Source organism: Priestia sp. FW507-14D1A, assembly GCF_058781295.1.
Genome location: NZ_JBYSWQ010000001.1, coordinates 590,791 through 607,675, shown reverse-complemented (window position 1 = coordinate 607,675; position 16,885 = coordinate 590,791). Strand labels below are relative to the sequence as shown.

The window sequence follows — 16,885 nt, the reverse complement described above, 5'->3', positions numbered from 1 at the left end:
TTGAATAGTATAAAAAAAGGTGTCCGCTAATGGACACCTTTTCCTAATTTAAAAATGACTGTAACGCTTGTTTGTTTTCTTCAAGGTCGATGCTTAAAACAGCACCAATACCGGATACTCGTTCATTTGAATAGGAACCTTCGACCGGTAAACGAAGAGATTTTAAATCTGGCTGATTCCCAACTAAGAAATCTTTTCCTATCACGATAAATGTTTTTGGCGGAATATTTGTATCCACATATGGATCAATGACGCCCCATAGCTTAGGAGCTTTCGCCAGCGTCTTTACTTGAAGAGCTTCATCCATTAATTTACCTATTACTTCTTGTTGACGCTTCACGCGCCCGAAATCACTTTGGCTATCATGTCGGAATCGCACGTATCCTAGTAATTTATCTCCGTGAAGAGTTTGTTTTCCAGGTTTTAGCGTCATGCCAATTCCTGATGACATTTCGTGCGGCACGGTAACCGTAATTCCCTCAGGGGCAATCGTATCGGCAACTTTAGAAAAACCTTTAAAATCAACAACGGCATAATAGTTTACATCTACGCCGAAATTTTCTTTAATTGTCTTACGCATTAATTCAGGCCCGCCAAATGCATAGGCTGAATTTAATTTGTTTTTGCCATGTCCAGGAATATCCACATATGAATCACGCATCAAAGAAATAATTTTAGGCTGATTGCTGTCTTTGTCATAATGAGCAATCATGATTGTATCGGCACGCGAATGTTCTTCACCTCGAGAGTCAATTCCAAGAAGCAGTACATTCATGCTATCTAAATTGGCACTTGCACCATTAAAATCAAATTGTCCATCTTTCCCAAAAGCTCCGTCTGCTTCTGCTAACCCTTGTTGGTATTGATAATACACATACGCACCAGCGGCGATTACAAGAATGAGAAAGAAAAGAAGTAGCTTTCTAAAGCGTTTCTTTTTTCTTTGCTTTTTTCTTTTATGTTGTTTACGTTCTGTACGTTCTTCCAAATGTCTCACCATCGCATTCAAAAATATTAATACTTTTTTGTTTGAAACCAATTATGCAAAAAATTATAAAACGACATAATAAAATTACCACTAAGGAATTAGATTAGCAAGTACGTTCACTAGTAAATCTGCGAAGACAGCTAAAATGAGAGAAGTGTACAAATAGAAGAAAGAGGAAATAAAGGTTATTTTTTTCAAGAATCTTTGTTATAATCTATCATAGTTAGGGGAAAAGTTCTGTCTTTTAAGAATGGAATAAGAGGAAAGTCTCTATTTGGGGAGAATCAAATATAGGTCTAAATGTAGAAAAAAGGAGTGAAGCGAATGAGTATATATGTGTCATCTTCGAACCTTGTGCTGATTCCAGAAACGGCGTTAAGTCATTGGAAACCTTATGGCGCGGGGGAATTGACCGGAGCTATTATTTCAGGTAAAGATAGTGCTGAAATAATTAAAGAGCTTAATCAATCGTCTATTCTGCCTTTTACAAGTTTTTTCTATCGAAAGCATTTTGTTATTCTGTTTGATAAAGAACAAGTAAAAAATCATTTTGAACAGCTGCTTTTATTATATAAATCTCAGGGTTATATTTTTTATTCTTCTACTTTATACGATGATCACTGGTCCCAGGTCCTTGAAGGAACGAAGCAGCTTCTAACGGTAAATGGACAAGTGGTGCCGGTGCTCGAGCTTGAACAAAACGGTGAATTTGATGTTGTGCGTGACGAATGCGGTCTGCACATTGTGATAGATGAGGACGAAGACGAAGAGAAGCAGCTAGAAAAAAAAGTTCATGAGCTTCCGCTTGAAGAAGGTACCTATTTTATTGGCGATCCGGGATTTGTTGAAAACCGGGACATGCTGGTAAAAGAATATTTTTCTAAAGGTACGTACGAATTTATTTATAGATACGGAGAAAATGGCTGGCTGATGAAAGTAAGTATTCAGCGAAAAGCGGTTAAAGAGCAGCTTACTACTCTTCACGCGGCTTTGTCTTAACCTCTATTCATTGTACAATATTGCTAAATAACTATGTTATAATAGTAATATTGCACAATGAAAGGGGTTTTTTTAATGGAAGCACGTTTAGAAAAAGTTGTATCGTGGCTGGAAGAAAAGAATGTAGAAACGGCCTTTATTTCGTCAACCGAAAACGTATTTTATTTAACTGGATTTCATACGGATCCGCATGAGCGTTTACTTGGCTTATTTGTGTTTAACGAAGCAGAGCCGATGCTTATTTGTCCATCAATGGAAGTGGGACAAGCAAAAGAAGCCGGCTGGAAGTTTGATGTGATTGGATATGAAGATCATCAAAATCCTTGGGAACTGATTAAAGAAGCTTTACATAAACGAAACGTAATAGATGTGAAAAAGGTTGCTGTAGAGAAAGAGCAGCTGCTGTATGCGAGAGCCGAAGAACTGCTTAGCCTATATCCAAACGCTGAGCTAGTCGGAGCAGAAGAGAAATTAAATCAGCTGCGTTTAATTAAAGATGAGCGTGAAGTTGAGATTCTGCAAAAGGCAGCTGATTTAGCTGATTTTGGTGTAGAAGTAGGCGTAGCGGCTTTAAAAGAAGGCGTTACGGAAATGGATGTTCTGGCTAAAATTGAATACGAGTTAAAGCGAAAAGGAATTCGTGAGATGTCGTTTTCAACGATGGTTTTATTTGGTGAAAAAACGGGAGAAGCGCACGGGAACCCAGGTCTTCGCACGTTAAAGCCAGGAGATATGGTTCTGTTCGATTTAGGTGTAGTGCTAGACGGATACTGTTCAGATATTACGCGTACAGTCGCTTACAAGTCTATTAATGATAAGCAAAAAGAAATTTATGAAACGGTACAGCGCGCTGAGCAGGCAGCTCTTGAAGCTTCCAAGCCCGGCACTCGCATTGGCGACTTGGACATGGTAGCACGCAATATTATTACAGAAGCAGGGTATGGAGAGTATTTCTTGCATCGTCTTGGTCATGGTCTTGGTATTAGCGTGCATGAGTTTCCTTCGATGAGCCGCAACAATGATGATGTGCTTCAAGAAGGCATGGTATATACAATTGAACCGGGTATCTATATTCCAGGACTTGGAGGCGTGCGTATCGAAGATGATGTAATCATTACAAAAGATGGATACGAAACGTTAACGAAGTACCCAAAAGAATTACAAATTATTTCATAATAATGTCATAAAAAATAGAGGCTGCCATGGTGCAGGCTCTATTTTTATGGGAAAAGAAAAAATTGGCCAAGGTTTCTTGTTTGCTTCTTGATACAATTTCATAGTATGTTACGAAACGATAACATTTCTATCACATTTTCTAAAAACTATATCGTAAGCGAGTGCAGTAGTATATGCTGTACAGTAGGGAGCTTTTTAAGGTCGCAAGCAAGGAGGTTTTTTATGAGTAATTTTACAAAAGATGAAGAATTAATTATACATAAAGCAATAGATGTATTTGGTCAAAAGGATCGAATTGAAGATTATTCAGATGAAAGAAAAAAGCATGGTATTCACGTTGTGGCGTGTGAAAATCATCCGCGTCAAGACGTAACCGCGTATGCAACGCTCGGTGGTCATCAATGTCCGACAGGCTATACAGTTGGGGGGATCCCGCTTCGAATTGAAATCGTTGGGGCTTGTCATGAGGAATTCGGTATTTATTCTGCTATTTTAGCAAACTGTATTTTCCATATGATGAAATCTCATGTGTCCATCTTCCCAGGAGCTATTTATAAAGACGTTATTGCAGTGCTTGATGACAGCTTTCATATGCAGCACATTTTGCTGATTCCGCCGTTTTTATGGGATAATTTTTCAACGATTGAACTATCTGATAAAAAAGTAACGTTCCTGCAGGCCGTTCCGATTTCAGAAAATGAACGTGCTTTTGCACTTGAGTATGGAGTAGATTCGTTGCTAAGCCGCTTTGATGCTGAGCAGGTGAATGTCTTCAATTTAGAAAGAAGATCTGTTGTATAAACAAAAAGAGCGCCGACTAAGACGCTCTTTTTTGTTATTAATTAGTAGGTCAATTCTTTTTGCGGTATAGCTTTTTTATGACTTGTTTGGTAGCTGTGAAGTACCATGCCTGCTATGATAACTCCCATTCCAACCCAAGAAAGAATCGATGGCAAAGGACTTGATAGAAGGAAGACCTCTCCTAGCAGGGCAAATAAAACTTCCATCGATTGTGTAGCTTCAACTGCACCTAGCTTTTGAGAATCTTTTTTAACAAGGTCGGTTGCTGCAAAAAATAGAACTGTTGCACATACTCCTGAAAGTAAAGCAACTAAACTGCTTTGATAAATCTGAGTTGTTTTTGGTAGTCCATCGGTCACGCAGGCATAGAAAGAAAGAATAATCCAAAACGGCAGGCTTGAAAGCGTCATTCCAAGCACGCGCTGAAACGTATTAAGTGACGACACTTCCATCATTTTACGGTTGCCAAGCGGGTACGCAAAAGAGGCAATTAAAATGGGAATGGTACAAAGCAAGGCAGTAGCGGCTGACAGTTCAGTCGCATGCTCAAGCTGCATGAGTACAACTCCTATTAAAATAATAAACGAAAAACCTAGCTGCTTGAAGGGAATGCCTCCTCGCTTCTTTCCTTCCTTGTAAAACAAAGGAGCTAGGAGAGACCCTGATAAAATTGTGATTTGCCAAGTTCCTGCAATAAGCCAGCCGGGACCGTAGGCTGAAGCAAAACAAAGAGGAGCGTAAAATAACCCAAATCCAACCGTGCTCCAAAGCAGCCATTTTTGAGGCTGGGCTTTTATTTCTGCCACCACAGGTTTAATACCACCCCAAAAATAAACGAGCACAAGTAAAAGAGGTACCATAAAAAAATAGCGCAGCGACGCGCTCCACGCCCAGCTGCCTCCGGATAAATCCATCGCTCTATTTAAAACGAATGTAAAAGCAAAAAAGAATGAGGCAGCAATGCCTAATAAAAGAGGCTTCACTTGAATTCCTCCTCACTTGTCAGCGCTTCACCTAACGTCAGCCAGTTCGTTTCGGCAAGCTGCGATGTCAGGGCGGAATCTTTTTGACCGCAAGCGTTTATGATTTCTTTGTGCTGATCAACAGAAGCTAGGCTAGCAAGAGACGAAAAGCGAGCGATTTCCAGACGCTGAATTTTGGCGCTTGTTTGTTTTACAACACGTTCTAGCTCTATATTGTTCGCCCGTTTTAAAAAGACGGAATGAAATGCTTCATCTGCTTCGATCGCTTTAAGGACATTTCTTGTTTTGATTGCATGTTCTAGAGATTGATTGTGTTTGATTAGTTCGCCCATATCTTCTTCTTGTAACGAAGTACAAGCCAGCTTAGCAGCAAGTGCATGAAGAGCTGCGACGACAATAAAAGATTGTTTTGCCTCCTCAAGGTTTAATGGAGCCACTTTTGTAGAAGAGCCAGGTGTCGTTTGGACAAGGCCTTCATCTTCAAGCCTTTTTAATGCTTCTCGAACAGGAGTGCGGCTAACTCCAAACTGCTCAGCCAGTTCTTTATCCTGAAGCTTTTGTTCGGGCTGAAATTCAAGCATGACAATATTGTGTTTAAGTGTTTGATAGACTTCTTCCCTTAAAGAAAGTCGTTTGAGAGGTTGAATGTTATTTTTCATAAAACCAATATATCGCATATTACATTAAATAACAATGTGAAAACTAAAAAAACTTCGTCTAAAAAGCAGACAGCTGCTTTTTAGATGAAGAGCTTAATTACTGCTGCGCAAAGATTTAGATAAAATGCTCGCAATCGCTTTGCTGTGCTCAACCTGCGTTTTTTTGGATTCTTTTCGTTCAAGAGCTACTTTTTGAAGGCTTTTTTCTTCTTCAGTTTGAGCAATAACTTGAGGAACGGAGGCAGGTTTCCCGTTTTCTAATGCAACAAAGGTGAGAAAAGAAGTAGCTGCGATACGCTTAATGCCCGTTAATAAATTTTCGGCAATCACTTTAACAAAAATAATCATGGAGCTTTTTCCTGTAACAACAACGAATGCTTCATATGAAATAAAATCTTCTTCGGTGACGGGTTCGATAAAATCAACGTGATCAATGGAAGCCGTAACACACGTCTTTCGTGAATGTTTAGCTGCTGAAAGAGAAGCCGTCATGTCCATGTCAGCGACAATTTTTCCTCCAAAAAGGGTGTGGTGATTGTTTAGGTCATTTGGAAAAATGTGCTGTGATTTGACTACTCGTGAGACGCTGCAAAGTACTGCTTTTTCACTCATTGAAAACACTCCTTCAAACTGTTTATATGGTTTAATGTATGTTGACTACTTGTTCTTATGTATACAAGTTATAGAGAGCCCTTTCGTAAAAAGCTCTTCAAAAGCTTCTATATGGTAAAATAGAACAAATATGAAAGAGAGGATGAGAGCATGAACTTAACTCAATTTTCTAGAAGAAAATATACAGATTCCCCTACACCTTTAGAAAAGCTATCGGTTTTATCTCAGCAGTTAAATGGACCTTCAATTTATATGAAGCGAGATGATATGCTTGGACTGACAGGTGGCGGAAATAAGACACGCAAGCTTGAATATTTAGTAGCTGATGCAAAGGCGCAAGGAGCAGACGTGCTTGTAACGTGCGGTGCGATACAATCCAATCACTGTCGTTTGACGCTCGCTGCGGCTGTAAAAGAACAAATGAAATGCGTGCTCGTATTAGAAGAAGGGGAAAATAAAGCAAGTGATCAGCCGACAGGGAACTATTTTCTTTATCATTTATTAGGCGCTCATGACATGCGGTTTGTCGCTGAAGGTTCTGATTTGACAGCCGAAATGAAAACAGTAGAGCGAGAGCTAATTGAAAAAGGTCATAAACCGTATTTAATTCCAGTAGGAGGTTCGAATGTTATCGGTGCAACCGGATACGCTGCCTGTGCACAAGAGCTGCTTATGCAAAGCTATGAGCAGCAAATAAAGCTTAGCCACGTGGTTTGCACAAGCGGCAGCGGAGGCATGCACGCAGGATTAGTGGCAGGCTTTCAAGGTCTTCAAAGTGACGTATCCGTTATTGGAATGAATGTTAGTCGTGCTAAAGAAGAACAAGAAGTAAAAGTTGCTAAGCTGACGAGTGAACTTTATGATCATTTACATAGTAAAACGCCTTTTAAAGAAGAAGAGATTGTGTGTATGGATGAATACGTAGGTCCAGGGTATGCTGTTCCGACAGAAGAGATGGTGGAAGCAGTCAAACTTGTGGCCAGTACGGAAGGGATTTTATTGGATCCTGTGTATACGGGAAAAGCGATGGCTGGTCTGATTGATTTAATTCGAAAAGGTTACTTTAATAAGGATGAAAATGTGGTGTTCGTCCACTCAGGCGGTTCACCGGCTCTTTATGCCTATACCTCAATTTTTTCATAAAAAAGCAAGGGATTCGGCTCCCTTGCTTTTTTAGTTTATATAGGGATAGTAAGTGAAAACGTTACTCCGGTGTCTGTATTTTCGGCCGTAATTGCTCCGTCGTGCATTGTAACAATACGCTTTACGATACTTAAGCCGATACCGAATTCACCGTTTGCGCCTTTTTTAAACGGTTCAAACAAGTGTTGAAGCACGCTTTGATCAATCGGCGGACCATCGTTGCTGATTGTACATTGAACGTTCGTTTGGTGTTTAGCAAGTGAAAGTGAAACCTTCGTCTCGGCATAGCGCAGCTGGTTGTCGAGTACATTTTCAAGAACTTTTGTCCACAGCTCTTTGTCTCCTTTAATCGTTGCGTTTGCGTCGTCAAATTCCCACTGTATTTCAGGGCGCCTCCACCGCAAGCGATCCACTACTTCATGAAGTAGTGCAGTAAAATCAAAGTCATCTTGTGCAAGCTGATGAGTGGACATATAGTCAAGCTTGGTTAAGTAAAGCAAATCGCGGATTTTTTTCTCGAGATTTTTGGATTCATCTTCAATAACTTTTACCGTTTGCGATAAATCACCTTTTGGATAAATGCCGTCTTGAATCGACTGAGCGTAGCTTTGAATCACCATAACCGGTGTTTTTAAATCATGTGAAATATTTTGAAGCAGCGTTTGCTGTGCTTCATCTTTAGATACGAGCCTTTTGCGCATTTGCTCAATGGACGCGCCTAGCTTGCCAATTTCATCTGAACGGTTCACTGTAACGGGCTCATGCCAATTTTGTTCGGCAATTTTTTTCACATCTTTTTCAAGCGATACAAGCGGCTTGCTTAAATATCTTGATAGCCAAATAGATGGAAGCCAGCTGAATAGAAATACAATTGAAATTACAAGAAGCAGCTGTTTAAACAGAGTAGAAGTGAGCGCGTTGCGATACGTATCCCACGAAAATGAAAGCAAAAAAGCAGGCTGTCCGTTTACACTTACTTTTCGTATTACATAAAAAAGCGTCCGGTTGCCAAGATCTTTTTCATAGCGAGCGACGATTTTTCGCTGATTGATTGCATCTTCCTGTGCTTTTCTCAAAAAGTCTTGAGGCAACACCCGTGATGAAAAATAAGAGATATCCGCATGTTCAGGCAATAAAATATGATCCACGGTTCGATTGCCAAGTGTTGGTTCACTGTCTTCATTGCTAAAGTAGTATTCACCTGAGCGGCTTGGCAGGCCGTATTCTTTTAAAATATGCTGTTCATTTTCAATAGTGGTATAAATTTCATTCGTGAAAAACTGCCTGAGCGTCGTTGGGAATAAAATAGCGAGCAAAATTGAAATAAGCAGTAAAATACCGGAGATGACGAGCCAAATTTGAAATGCAAGCGACTTGTTTTTCATGCTTTCATCATCCGGTATCCATATCCGTAAATCGTTTCAATTCGTGCTTGCGGCATTTTTTTACGCACGCGCCTTACTAAATCATCCACCACTCGGTCTGTGCCAAAATAATCTTCTCCCCAAATGAGATTCAGCAGCTGCTCCCGTGAAAAAGCCTGTCCAAGGTCTTTTGAGATAGTGACAAGAAAATCAAATTCTTTAGACGTTAAATCAATTGGCTTTCCATCTTCACTGACTGTACGGGTATGTAAATCGATCTCATAAGGAGTCAGCGTAATGGTATCGGTTTTCTTTTGATTGGAACCATATACGCGGTTTAGCAGTTTGTTTGCTCGAATAACTAGTTCACGAGGCAAAAAAGGCTTTGATAAATAGTCGTCGCTGCCCATTTCAAGCCCAAGAACCCGGTCAATATCGGCATCGCGGGCTGAGATAAAAATAACAGGCACTTGCGGCGTTTGCTGCTTGATTTCGCGAATGAGCTGATACCCGTCAATGTCAGGCAGCATAATATCTAAAATCCACAGATGCGGAGGAGTTGCAATCATTTCTTTGGCTTCCGTGCCGTTAAAAAATGAGCGAACGTCCCAGCCTTCTTTTTGAAGGTAAAGGGTTAAAACTTCGTTTAAATTTTGTTCATCCTCTACTAAATATAGTGTAAAGCTCAAATTTGACACCTTCCTCTGAATATATGAAAATTAAGGTAAATAAAGCATATTGCGCCATCTATGCGCGTGTCTTTAAAGGTCTATGTACCCGCTATTATACTACGTGTTTGCTGTTATAAAGAAATTTTTCACAATTTCACACATTGTTTTGATACTTATCCCAAACTTTTATTTTATAGTATAGATAACATAAAATTTGCTACGTTAAAAGGAGTGTTTTTCATGGATCCACGTGATTATGAAAGAGAGCAAGAACGAAAAGAAGAATACGAAAATCGCCAGCAGCGCTACGATCAGTATCAGCCTGCGTCATCATCACAGCCTCCAAGAAGACGCTTATTTCCAGTGATTGCATCTTCTATCGCCGGAGCAGTACTTGGAGGAGGAATTGTGTTATACGGTGCTCCCCAGCTGGGGTTAATGGATTCAGCTGATACGCAAACAGCGAATCAAACAACGCAGACTCAAACGGCAACAACAACGAGCACAACGCCTCGAACAGTAAGCACAACCGTCAATCAGTCAGATCTTGTTTCAGTTGTAAATAAAGTATCAGCTGCTGTTGTAGGCGTGAACAATATTCAGCAACAAACAAATCCATTTTCTGGAGATACCCAAACGCAAGAAGCAGGAACGGGTTCCGGTGTTATTTTCAAAAAAGAAAATGGAAAAGCATACGTTGTGACCAATAACCACGTTATTGACGGCGCAAGCGAAGTAGAAGTGTCACTTTCAAATGGACAAAAAGAAAAAGCTAAAATTGTCGGAGCTGACGCGCTAACGGATTTAGCGGTGCTTGAGATGTCTGACAAAAATGTTGAACAAGTGGCGAAGTTCGGGAAATCATCGGATTTAGTAGCGGGTGAAACGGTGCTTGCAATCGGAAATCCTCTTGGTGAACAATTTTCTCGTACGGTCACACAAGGTATTGTGAGCGCAGCAAAACGCTCTGTCCCTATTTCAGAAAATTGGAACGTAGATGCAATTCAAACGGATGCGGCGATTAATCCAGGGAACAGCGGCGGTGCCTTGATCAATTCTTCCGGTGAAGTAGTCGGCATCAACAGTATGAAAATTTCAGAAGACAATGTAGAAGGCATCGGCTTTGCTCTTCCAAGTGATGAAGTGCAGCCGACGATTGAACAGCTTATGAAAAATGGGAAAATAACGCGTCCATATATGGGGGTAGGTCTTCAAGATGTAGGTCAGCTTTCAGCTGCAACAAAACAAAACCAGCTAGGCCTAACAAGCGATACGTCTGAAGGAGTTGTCGTAACGACGGTTGAACCATTCTCTTCTGCTTCTGATGCAGGTTTACAATCAAAAGACGTGATTGTTGCCATCGATGGAAACGAAGTCAAAACATCCAGTGATTTACGTCAATATCTATACACAAAACGCAAAGTAGGAGACACGGTAAAATTAGACGTGTATCGAAATGGAAAAAAACAAACTATTTCTCTGAAGCTTTCAGAACAGCAGGATAACAATGGATGAGTTCAACACCGTTAAAGCTGCTGCTAGCAGTATTAACAGCGTTCGGATTTTTAACCGGCTGCGGAGGGAAGCATTCAAACACGATGTTTCCTTCTGTAGAAATTAGTCAGCTATCTTCTGCCAAAGAACTGGCAGCGTATGAGGGAGGCAAGGTGACAGGAGCTGAATTCAACCGTTTTTTAGCCGTTGAAGGGTTCTTAAATCCAGATGCTCCCCTAAATGATACAAGCTACCGCAAAGAGTTATTGCGGCAGCTTGTTATGCAAAAAATCTTAATTTCACATCTAAAGACAAGCGATAAAGTACAAAAACAAGTCGAGGATATGTGGAAGCAAATTAAACGCTCATATGACGAGGATACAAGAAAACAAGGTTATGAAGTGTTAAATATTCGTTCCAGTGATGTAACCAACCAGCTAACGAATGAGTTTAAATTAGAAGAATATTTCCGCAAACAAATTACGTCTGATGAACTAACTGCTTACTATAAACGTATTGAAAACGATCTGACGCGCGTATCTTTTACGCAGCTGGCTTTTTCCACTTTACATGATGCCGACGCCGCTGCGGCTGAACTGCAAAAGGGAACATCTCTTCAAGGCGTTCAAAAAAAATATGCTGAATTCCAGACAGTGAGCAAAATAGAGAATGCTGATAATCTAAAGCTTTCAAGTTTATCTCCTTCTTTTATAGATGTTTTAAAAAAACAGCACATCGGAGAGAGTAGTGAGCCCATTAAAATGGGTAAAGTCTATTATATTCTTATTTTAAAACAAAAAGATAAAAAAACGGAATTAGAAGTCAGAGAAGAAATGATGAAAGAACTTGTTTTGAATCATATCAACCGGTATATCCAGGATCAACTGCCAAGGTTTCACGTGACGTTCAGCCTTAGGTAGTTTCCTTTTATATAGATTGATTGTTTTCAAAAAACAAGCAGGTAAAAGAGCTTTCTATTAATAGAGAGCTCTTTTACATTTTTAAGTAGACAGAAATGTCGGCACCTGATAAAATGAAGTTGTAAAACTTTCATTATTCGGAAAATTTATACCCTCCAGCTTTGGAGGGTTATTTTTTATGCTGTTGGACGAATAAAAGAGGCTGGGACAAAAGTAGTTTAGTGGAAAGAAAATCCGAACGATCAATCCAATCGTTCGGATTTTTTCGTTACGTTTCAATCACTTTTCGTCTTTTAAATGACTTAATAATGCAGGAACCATCTCTACGTGAGAAAGGGCGATGTGTGAAATCGTTTTGGCATAAGGTGTAATTTCGTTAATAAATTGTTCGAGTACGTGCAGGTGAGGAAGCTGAAGCTTTGTAATAAAGCAGGCTTGCCCGGCGATGCGTTCACAGAATAAAGCGTAGGGATACTGAGAAATAAATCGTTTAAAACGCTCGTGCTCTCCGTTTTTCATCGTTACTTCAATAAAACACGACACGGGCAAATGCAGCTTTTCATAATCAATATCAATCGTATACCCTTTTATAACACCAAAGCTCTCTAGCTGCCTTACTCGCTCTGCCACCGAAGGAGGGGACAAGTTAATTTGTTTTCCTAGCTCTCGTAAGGAAAGGCGGCTGTTTTGCTGCAGCGCCTGCAAAATCGATAAATCAATTTCATCAATTTTCAATTGAAAACCTTCTTTCTCATTAACGTTTCATTTGATTAGTAATAGTAGATAAGATGTTTTATATGTAATCTGAAATTTCCATTTTTCTTACTATAATAATTAAAAAGGAGTGAGTAAAAAATGGCAAGAGTTTTGTTAGCAAACGAAGAGGGAACAAATTTTGAAAAAGCATTGAATTTAATTCCGCATGTAAAAAGATTATACGATGAGCTTTACGACACGCTTTGGAACAGCGATATAGTAGAAAAAGAGACTAAGGAAAAAATAAGGCTTTATCTAGCAGGTGTTAACGGCTGTGAGACGTGTATGAGCATGTCATATGTAGGCGATGAGACGCTTAATCAAAAAGTGTTAAGAGAAAAAGAGCTGGAAGAAAAAGATCGACTGCTGTTTCGATTTATTGATGTATACCGGGTGCGTCCAAGGGAGTTAACGGATGCTGATATGGATCAATTAAAGAAATTTTACAGTGATACGCAGCTGTTAGAGCTTTTAGCTGTTATTAATTTATTTGATCAATTTCACAAAATGATTGTCAGTTTAGATTTATATGATTTTTGCAGCTTGCAGCGCAAGTGAGGTCTTTGCTAAAAATATCTTGACAGACAAAATTCACAGGAGTAAGATAGCTTTCGTGAAGTGAAACGTATCATGAATCGAATCGATTATTCTAAAAAATAGATCATAGATATTTGAATAAAAATCGCTTAATCCATTACGGAGCGGAGGACCCATTATTTACGCACATATTGTGCTCTGGGGTGAATCCTTAAAAAGGTAGGGTTACTCTTAAAACCCGAACCCGACAGCTAACTTCGCAAGCGTTTTGAGGGGGAAGAGTGTGAAAAAACACAGGAGCCTTCCTGTGTTTTTTTGCGCTTTTTTTAAGAAAAAGATGTAATTTTTTAGAAAAAGTATAAGCTAAGAGAACACACAGCAGTTGAAGAAAGGAATAAATACATTATGAAAAAACAGTTTGCTGTATTGGGATTAGGTCGTTTTGGAGGCAGTTTGGTTGAAGAGTTTGCTAATCTGGATGTGGATGTGCTCGCTATTGACCGCAATCAGGAGGTAGTAAATAAATTTAGCAATTCAGCTACATATGTTGTGCAAGCAAACGCGATTGATGAAGCTAGCTTAAAGGGGCTAGGTATCCGCAATGTTGATCATGCTCTTATTTCGTTTGGGGATGATATCGAAGCAAGCGTTCTCGCAACGATGCTTTTAAAAGATATGGGCGTTAAGCAAGTATGGGTAAAAGCAGTGAATATGTATCATCAAAAAGTGCTGGAGAAAATAGGAGCAGACAAAGTCATTCATCCTGAGCGTGATATTGCTAAACGTATTGCTCATCACGTAGTGTCAGAAAAAATCATTGATTACATTGAATTATCAAAGGATTATAGTATTGTCGAAATTGTCGCCTCTAAGAAACTTCATAATAAAACGCTGTTTGATTTAAACATTCGTGCCAAGTACGGCTGCAACATTATTGGCTTTCAGCGAAAAGACGGGGAAATGGTGATTTCGCCTACCGCGCATGAAATAATTGAACAAGGAGATATGCTGATTGTTATCGGACATAACCGCGATTTGAACCGTTTTGAAGAAGAAGGAGTTTAACTCATGAAAAAACAAATCATTAAACTCACCCCTCCGCAGCTGCTTGTCTCCATTTTTGGCGGAGGAATTATTATGGGTGCTCTTCTATTGATGATGCCTTTTTCTACTACTGAGCCAATCCGATGGGTAGACGCCCTTTTTACATCTACTTCCGCTATGACAGTGACCGGCTTAGCCGTCGTAGATACAGGTACGCGTTTTACCGTCATCGGTCAAACGATCATTATGCTGTTAATTCAAATAGGCGGTCTTGGCATTATGTCATTTGCCGTGTTGATTTTTATGATGCTAGGTAAAAAAATTGGATTTAAAGAGCGTATGCTCGTTCAGCAGGCATTAAATCAAACAAGCGTCGGCGGAGTTGTCCTGCTAGTTAAAAGGCTGTTTATCTTTTCATTTTTAATTGAGTTTATTGCACTTGTTTTTTTAGCGATACGCTGGGTTCCGGAATTCGGATGGTCTAAGGGGCTGTTCTTTAGCTTGTTTCATTCAATTTCAGCTTTTAATAACGCAGGGTTTGGACTACTGTCTGATAACTTAGTACAGTATGTTGGAGATCCTATTATTAACATAACGATTTCTTTTTTATTCATCATTGGCGGGTTAGGGTTTACCGTTCTTGCTGATATGTGGGTGAAAAAATCGTATAAAAAACTAACGTTGCATTCAAAAATTATGATTATCAGCACGTTTGCGATTAATGTGATTGCCATGCTTTTTATTTTTTTCTTAGAGTACAGCAATTCGCATACGCTCGGAAATTTATCATTAGGAGACAAAGTATGGGCTTCTTATTTTCAAGCAGTAACGACAAGAACCGCTGGATTTAATACAATTGATTTAGCTCACCTGCATGATGCAACGGTCTTTTTAATGGTCTTATTAATGTTTATTGGTGCAGGAAGTGCGTCAACAGGAGGCGGTATTAAACTAACAACGTTTGTGGTGATTGTTTTTTCTGTATGGGCATTTTTACGAAGCCGGGAAGATATTGTGCTGTTAAAGAGACGACTTCTTCCTCTTCACGTGTTTAAGGCACTAGCCATCACGATGATTTCAATTATGTTTGTATTTGGGGCTATTTTCCTGTTAAATATTTCGGAAAACCTTCCGTTTGTAAAAATTATGTTTGAAGTTGTTTCAGCGTTTGGAACAGTAGGTTTATCAATGGGAGCAACTCCTGAACTTTCGTACTTTGGACGCGTAATTATTATCTTTATCATGTTTTTAGGAAAAGTGGGGCCATTAACGCTTGCGTTTTCATTATCTAAGCAAAAGCGCGAAGCTGTTCGTTATCCAAATGAAGATATAATGCTAGGGTAGAAAAATCGCCTTCGATAAGGCGATTTTTTTATATTATTTATACGTTCAAGACATATAAGAGGTTACGCACAAAACAGTTGCGATGAATAAAAAGAAGGCAAAGACAAGAACAATGGGCAATTTGGAATGTCGGCGCATTAAAGGTCCCCCTTTTTTATAGTAGAAAATCTCTTACTATATATAACGAAAGAAACAAAAATATGATTCACTTTTTTTGGCGAAATTTGAAGGTTTTTCTCATTAGAAAAATCCGCACCCCTGTCCTAAACATTTTGCCAAGCTGTTGCATACACTAAAAGCAGATAATAGGAAGTGAGGGATGGTACGTGGGAAAACAAAATTTTGCGTTAATCGTTGTGTTATTTGTTTTACTTGTTATTGTAGGTGCGTCTGGCTTTCGCTTTTAAACGTTAACTTTATTTGCGCATAGCCCCCGTCAAAAAGGGCATACTAGGCGGAAGTAAAAACCAAAAATTTTTTCAATATTGCCGAACAATGAGTTCCTCTACTCATTCATCTAATCGGTATGTAGCCATGCGAAAGCATGGTTTTTTTTTGAAATAGGAGAGGATGAATGATGTTCATCCCCTCTAAAAATTAGTAGTAGCAAGAACATCCTACGATTACTAATAGAATAAATAAAACAACGATAAATGAAAAACCAAAACCGCCTTTTGCGCCCATATGTGTACCCCCCTTTACTAAAATTCTCTATATCCTATGTACTAATTGGGTTAAGTGATTGAGAAATTTGCCTATTTTTGACGGTAACGATCTTTTGAGAAAAATGAAGAACACTTACTTTTTTCATTTTTGCAGAAATCCTTTATGATAAAGAGGAAAAGGAGGGCAAAGTGGTGGGAATACATGTAGAATACGTCATAAATCAGCTAGAAGAGGGTAAGTGGAAAGAGATCAAACGCGAAATTCAACAAGAAATGAAGAAAAAACCTCAAGCATCTGATTTGTACTGTTACTTAGCGGTTTGTTTAGCAAAGCAAATCGAAGAATCAATTATTTTCGAAAAAATGGTATTGAATTTAGAAATGGACCGAGCTCTTCATCAGGCACTAACATTAAATCCATCTTCAAGCTTGGCGCACTTCGTTCGAGGAATAAAATACCGGGAAACTCCGCTTATGTTTGGAGGGAATTACGAAAAATCGCTGTCTTATTTGCAGCGGGCGCAAGATCTTGGTTTTGAAGGGATTATGCTGCCGCTCGAACTCGCCAAAACCTATATTCAATTAAAAGAAATGGAAAAAGCGAAAGAACAAATCGCCTATGCCCGGGAAATCAATCCTACTCACGGAGATATTAAAAAAGTCGAAAACATGCTGCAAACAGGACGGTGAATCAAAAGTCCTGTTTTATTTTTGGTTTTGAGGAAACAT

The 16,885-nt window shown here is 39.3% G+C and carries 19 protein-coding genes and 1 riboswitch; of the genes, 11 read left to right on the top strand and 8 right to left on the bottom strand.

Features of this window, described 5'->3' with window-relative positions; genetic code table 11:
• Positions 1 to 43 precede the first annotated feature (43 nt).
• Complete coding sequence (locus tag AC3WJG_RS03615; protein ID WP_371264487.1) at positions 44 to 1,000, bottom strand: LCP family protein; 957 nt, start codon at positions 998 to 1,000, stop codon at positions 44 to 46.
• Positions 1,001 to 1,312: 312 nt separating this feature from the next.
• Between AC3WJG_RS03615 and AC3WJG_RS03610 the strand changes: the two genes are divergently transcribed.
• From AC3WJG_RS03610 to AC3WJG_RS03600, 3 genes are all read left to right on the top strand, one after another.
• Positions 1,313 to 1,987: a hypothetical protein gene (locus AC3WJG_RS03610; RefSeq protein WP_098526139.1), complete on the top strand. Its 675-nt coding sequence runs from the start codon at positions 1,313 to 1,315 to the stop codon at positions 1,985 to 1,987.
• Between the two features lie 75 nt (positions 1,988 to 2,062).
• A complete protein-coding gene (locus AC3WJG_RS03605; protein WP_060747168.1) occupies positions 2,063 to 3,163 on the top strand; it encodes a M24 family metallopeptidase in 1,101 nt (366 codons plus the stop codon).
• A 222-nt stretch (positions 3,164 to 3,385) separates the two neighbouring features.
• Positions 3,386 to 3,964 carry a suppressor of fused domain protein gene (locus tag AC3WJG_RS03600; protein ID WP_013084584.1) on the top strand — a complete coding sequence of 193 codons (579 nt, stop codon included), beginning with the start codon at positions 3,386 to 3,388 and terminating at the stop codon, positions 3,962 to 3,964.
• Between the two features lie 41 nt (positions 3,965 to 4,005).
• On the opposite strand, the gene AC3WJG_RS03595 is transcribed toward AC3WJG_RS03600, so the two are convergent.
• From AC3WJG_RS03595 to AC3WJG_RS03585, 3 genes are all read right to left on the bottom strand, one after another.
• Positions 4,006 to 4,947, bottom strand: coding sequence for a DMT family transporter (locus AC3WJG_RS03595; protein ID WP_028410985.1), 942 nt, complete (start codon positions 4,945 to 4,947; stop codon positions 4,006 to 4,008).
• A complete protein-coding gene (locus AC3WJG_RS03590) occupies positions 4,944 to 5,624 on the bottom strand; it encodes a GntR family transcriptional regulator (RefSeq protein ID WP_098526140.1) in 681 nt (226 codons plus the stop codon). The genes AC3WJG_RS03595 and AC3WJG_RS03590 overlap by 4 nt, the downstream gene beginning before the upstream one ends.
• Positions 5,625 to 5,699: 75 nt before the next feature.
• Positions 5,700 to 6,218: an acyl-CoA thioesterase gene (locus tag AC3WJG_RS03585; RefSeq protein ID WP_034649541.1), complete on the bottom strand. Its 519-nt coding sequence runs from the start codon at positions 6,216 to 6,218 to the stop codon at positions 5,700 to 5,702.
• Between the two features lie 150 nt (positions 6,219 to 6,368).
• Here AC3WJG_RS03585 and cuyA point away from each other — a divergent pair, with 150 nt between their 5' ends.
• Positions 6,369 to 7,361, top strand: coding sequence for a D-cysteate sulfo-lyase (gene cuyA / locus AC3WJG_RS03580; protein ID WP_028410988.1), 993 nt, complete (start codon positions 6,369 to 6,371; stop codon positions 7,359 to 7,361).
• A gap of 35 nt (positions 7,362 to 7,396) precedes the next feature.
• Here the strand turns inward: cuyA and AC3WJG_RS03575 are convergent, their stop codons facing one another.
• Both AC3WJG_RS03575 and AC3WJG_RS03570 read right to left on the bottom strand, forming a co-directional pair.
• A complete protein-coding gene (locus tag AC3WJG_RS03575; protein WP_028410989.1) occupies positions 7,397 to 8,746 on the bottom strand; it encodes a sensor histidine kinase in 1,350 nt (449 codons plus the stop codon).
• Positions 8,743 to 9,414, bottom strand: coding sequence for a response regulator transcription factor (locus tag AC3WJG_RS03570; protein ID WP_028410990.1), 672 nt, complete (start codon positions 9,412 to 9,414; stop codon positions 8,743 to 8,745). The genes AC3WJG_RS03575 and AC3WJG_RS03570 overlap by 4 nt, the downstream gene beginning before the upstream one ends.
• 222 nt (positions 9,415 to 9,636) lie before the next feature.
• Between AC3WJG_RS03570 and AC3WJG_RS03565 the strand changes: the two genes are divergently transcribed.
• Together AC3WJG_RS03565 and AC3WJG_RS03560 are read left to right on the top strand one after the other, a co-directional pair.
• Positions 9,637 to 10,911, top strand: a complete 1,275-nt coding sequence (locus AC3WJG_RS03565) for a S1C family serine protease (protein WP_013084577.1) — start codon at positions 9,637 to 9,639, stop codon at positions 10,909 to 10,911.
• Positions 10,908 to 11,810 carry a peptidyl-prolyl cis-trans isomerase gene (locus AC3WJG_RS03560; RefSeq protein WP_098526141.1) on the top strand — a complete coding sequence of 301 codons (903 nt, stop codon included), beginning with the start codon at positions 10,908 to 10,910 and terminating at the stop codon, positions 11,808 to 11,810. Before AC3WJG_RS03565 ends, AC3WJG_RS03560 begins: the two co-directional genes overlap by 4 nt.
• Before the next feature lie 279 nt (positions 11,811 to 12,089).
• On the opposite strand, the gene AC3WJG_RS03555 is transcribed toward AC3WJG_RS03560, so the two are convergent.
• Entirely contained in the window at positions 12,090 to 12,545 is a 456-nt protein-coding gene (locus AC3WJG_RS03555) for an Lrp/AsnC family transcriptional regulator (protein WP_337133984.1), read from the bottom strand.
• Positions 12,546 to 12,665: 120 nt separating this feature from the next.
• Between AC3WJG_RS03555 and AC3WJG_RS03550 the strand changes: the two genes are divergently transcribed.
• The 4 genes from AC3WJG_RS03550 (at position 12,666) to AC3WJG_RS03535 (ending at position 15,898) form a co-directional block, all read left to right on the top strand.
• Positions 12,666 to 13,124, top strand: coding sequence for a carboxymuconolactone decarboxylase family protein (locus AC3WJG_RS03550; protein ID WP_057234101.1), 459 nt, complete (start codon positions 12,666 to 12,668; stop codon positions 13,122 to 13,124).
• A 115-nt stretch (positions 13,125 to 13,239) separates the two neighbouring features.
• A riboswitch (cyclic di-AMP (ydaO/yuaA leader) is annotated at positions 13,240 to 13,384 on the top strand.
• Positions 13,385 to 13,508: 124 nt separating this feature from the next.
• The gene (locus tag AC3WJG_RS03545; protein WP_013058591.1) at positions 13,509 to 14,168 is read left to right on the top strand and encodes a potassium channel family protein; all 660 of its coding nucleotides are present in this window, start codon (positions 13,509 to 13,511) and stop codon (positions 14,166 to 14,168) included.
• Positions 14,169 to 14,171: 3 nt separating this feature from the next.
• On the top strand, positions 14,172 to 15,491 hold the full coding sequence (locus AC3WJG_RS03540) for a TrkH family potassium uptake protein (protein WP_098331987.1): 1,320 nt from the start codon (positions 14,172 to 14,174) through the stop codon (positions 15,489 to 15,491).
• 326 nt (positions 15,492 to 15,817) lie between these two features.
• Positions 15,818 to 15,898, top strand: a complete 81-nt coding sequence (locus tag AC3WJG_RS03535; protein WP_016765202.1) for a YjcZ family sporulation protein — start codon at positions 15,818 to 15,820, stop codon at positions 15,896 to 15,898.
• A 190-nt stretch (positions 15,899 to 16,088) separates the two neighbouring features.
• Here AC3WJG_RS03535 and AC3WJG_RS03530 read toward each other — a convergent pair whose 3' ends face one another.
• Positions 16,089 to 16,175, bottom strand: a complete 87-nt coding sequence (locus AC3WJG_RS03530) for a YjcZ family sporulation protein (protein WP_016765201.1) — start codon at positions 16,173 to 16,175, stop codon at positions 16,089 to 16,091.
• Between the two features lie 173 nt (positions 16,176 to 16,348).
• Between AC3WJG_RS03530 and AC3WJG_RS03525 the strand changes: the two genes are divergently transcribed.
• On the top strand, positions 16,349 to 16,846 hold the full coding sequence (locus AC3WJG_RS03525; protein ID WP_225049486.1) for a tetratricopeptide repeat protein: 498 nt from the start codon (positions 16,349 to 16,351) through the stop codon (positions 16,844 to 16,846).
• Positions 16,847 to 16,885 lie beyond the last annotated feature (39 nt).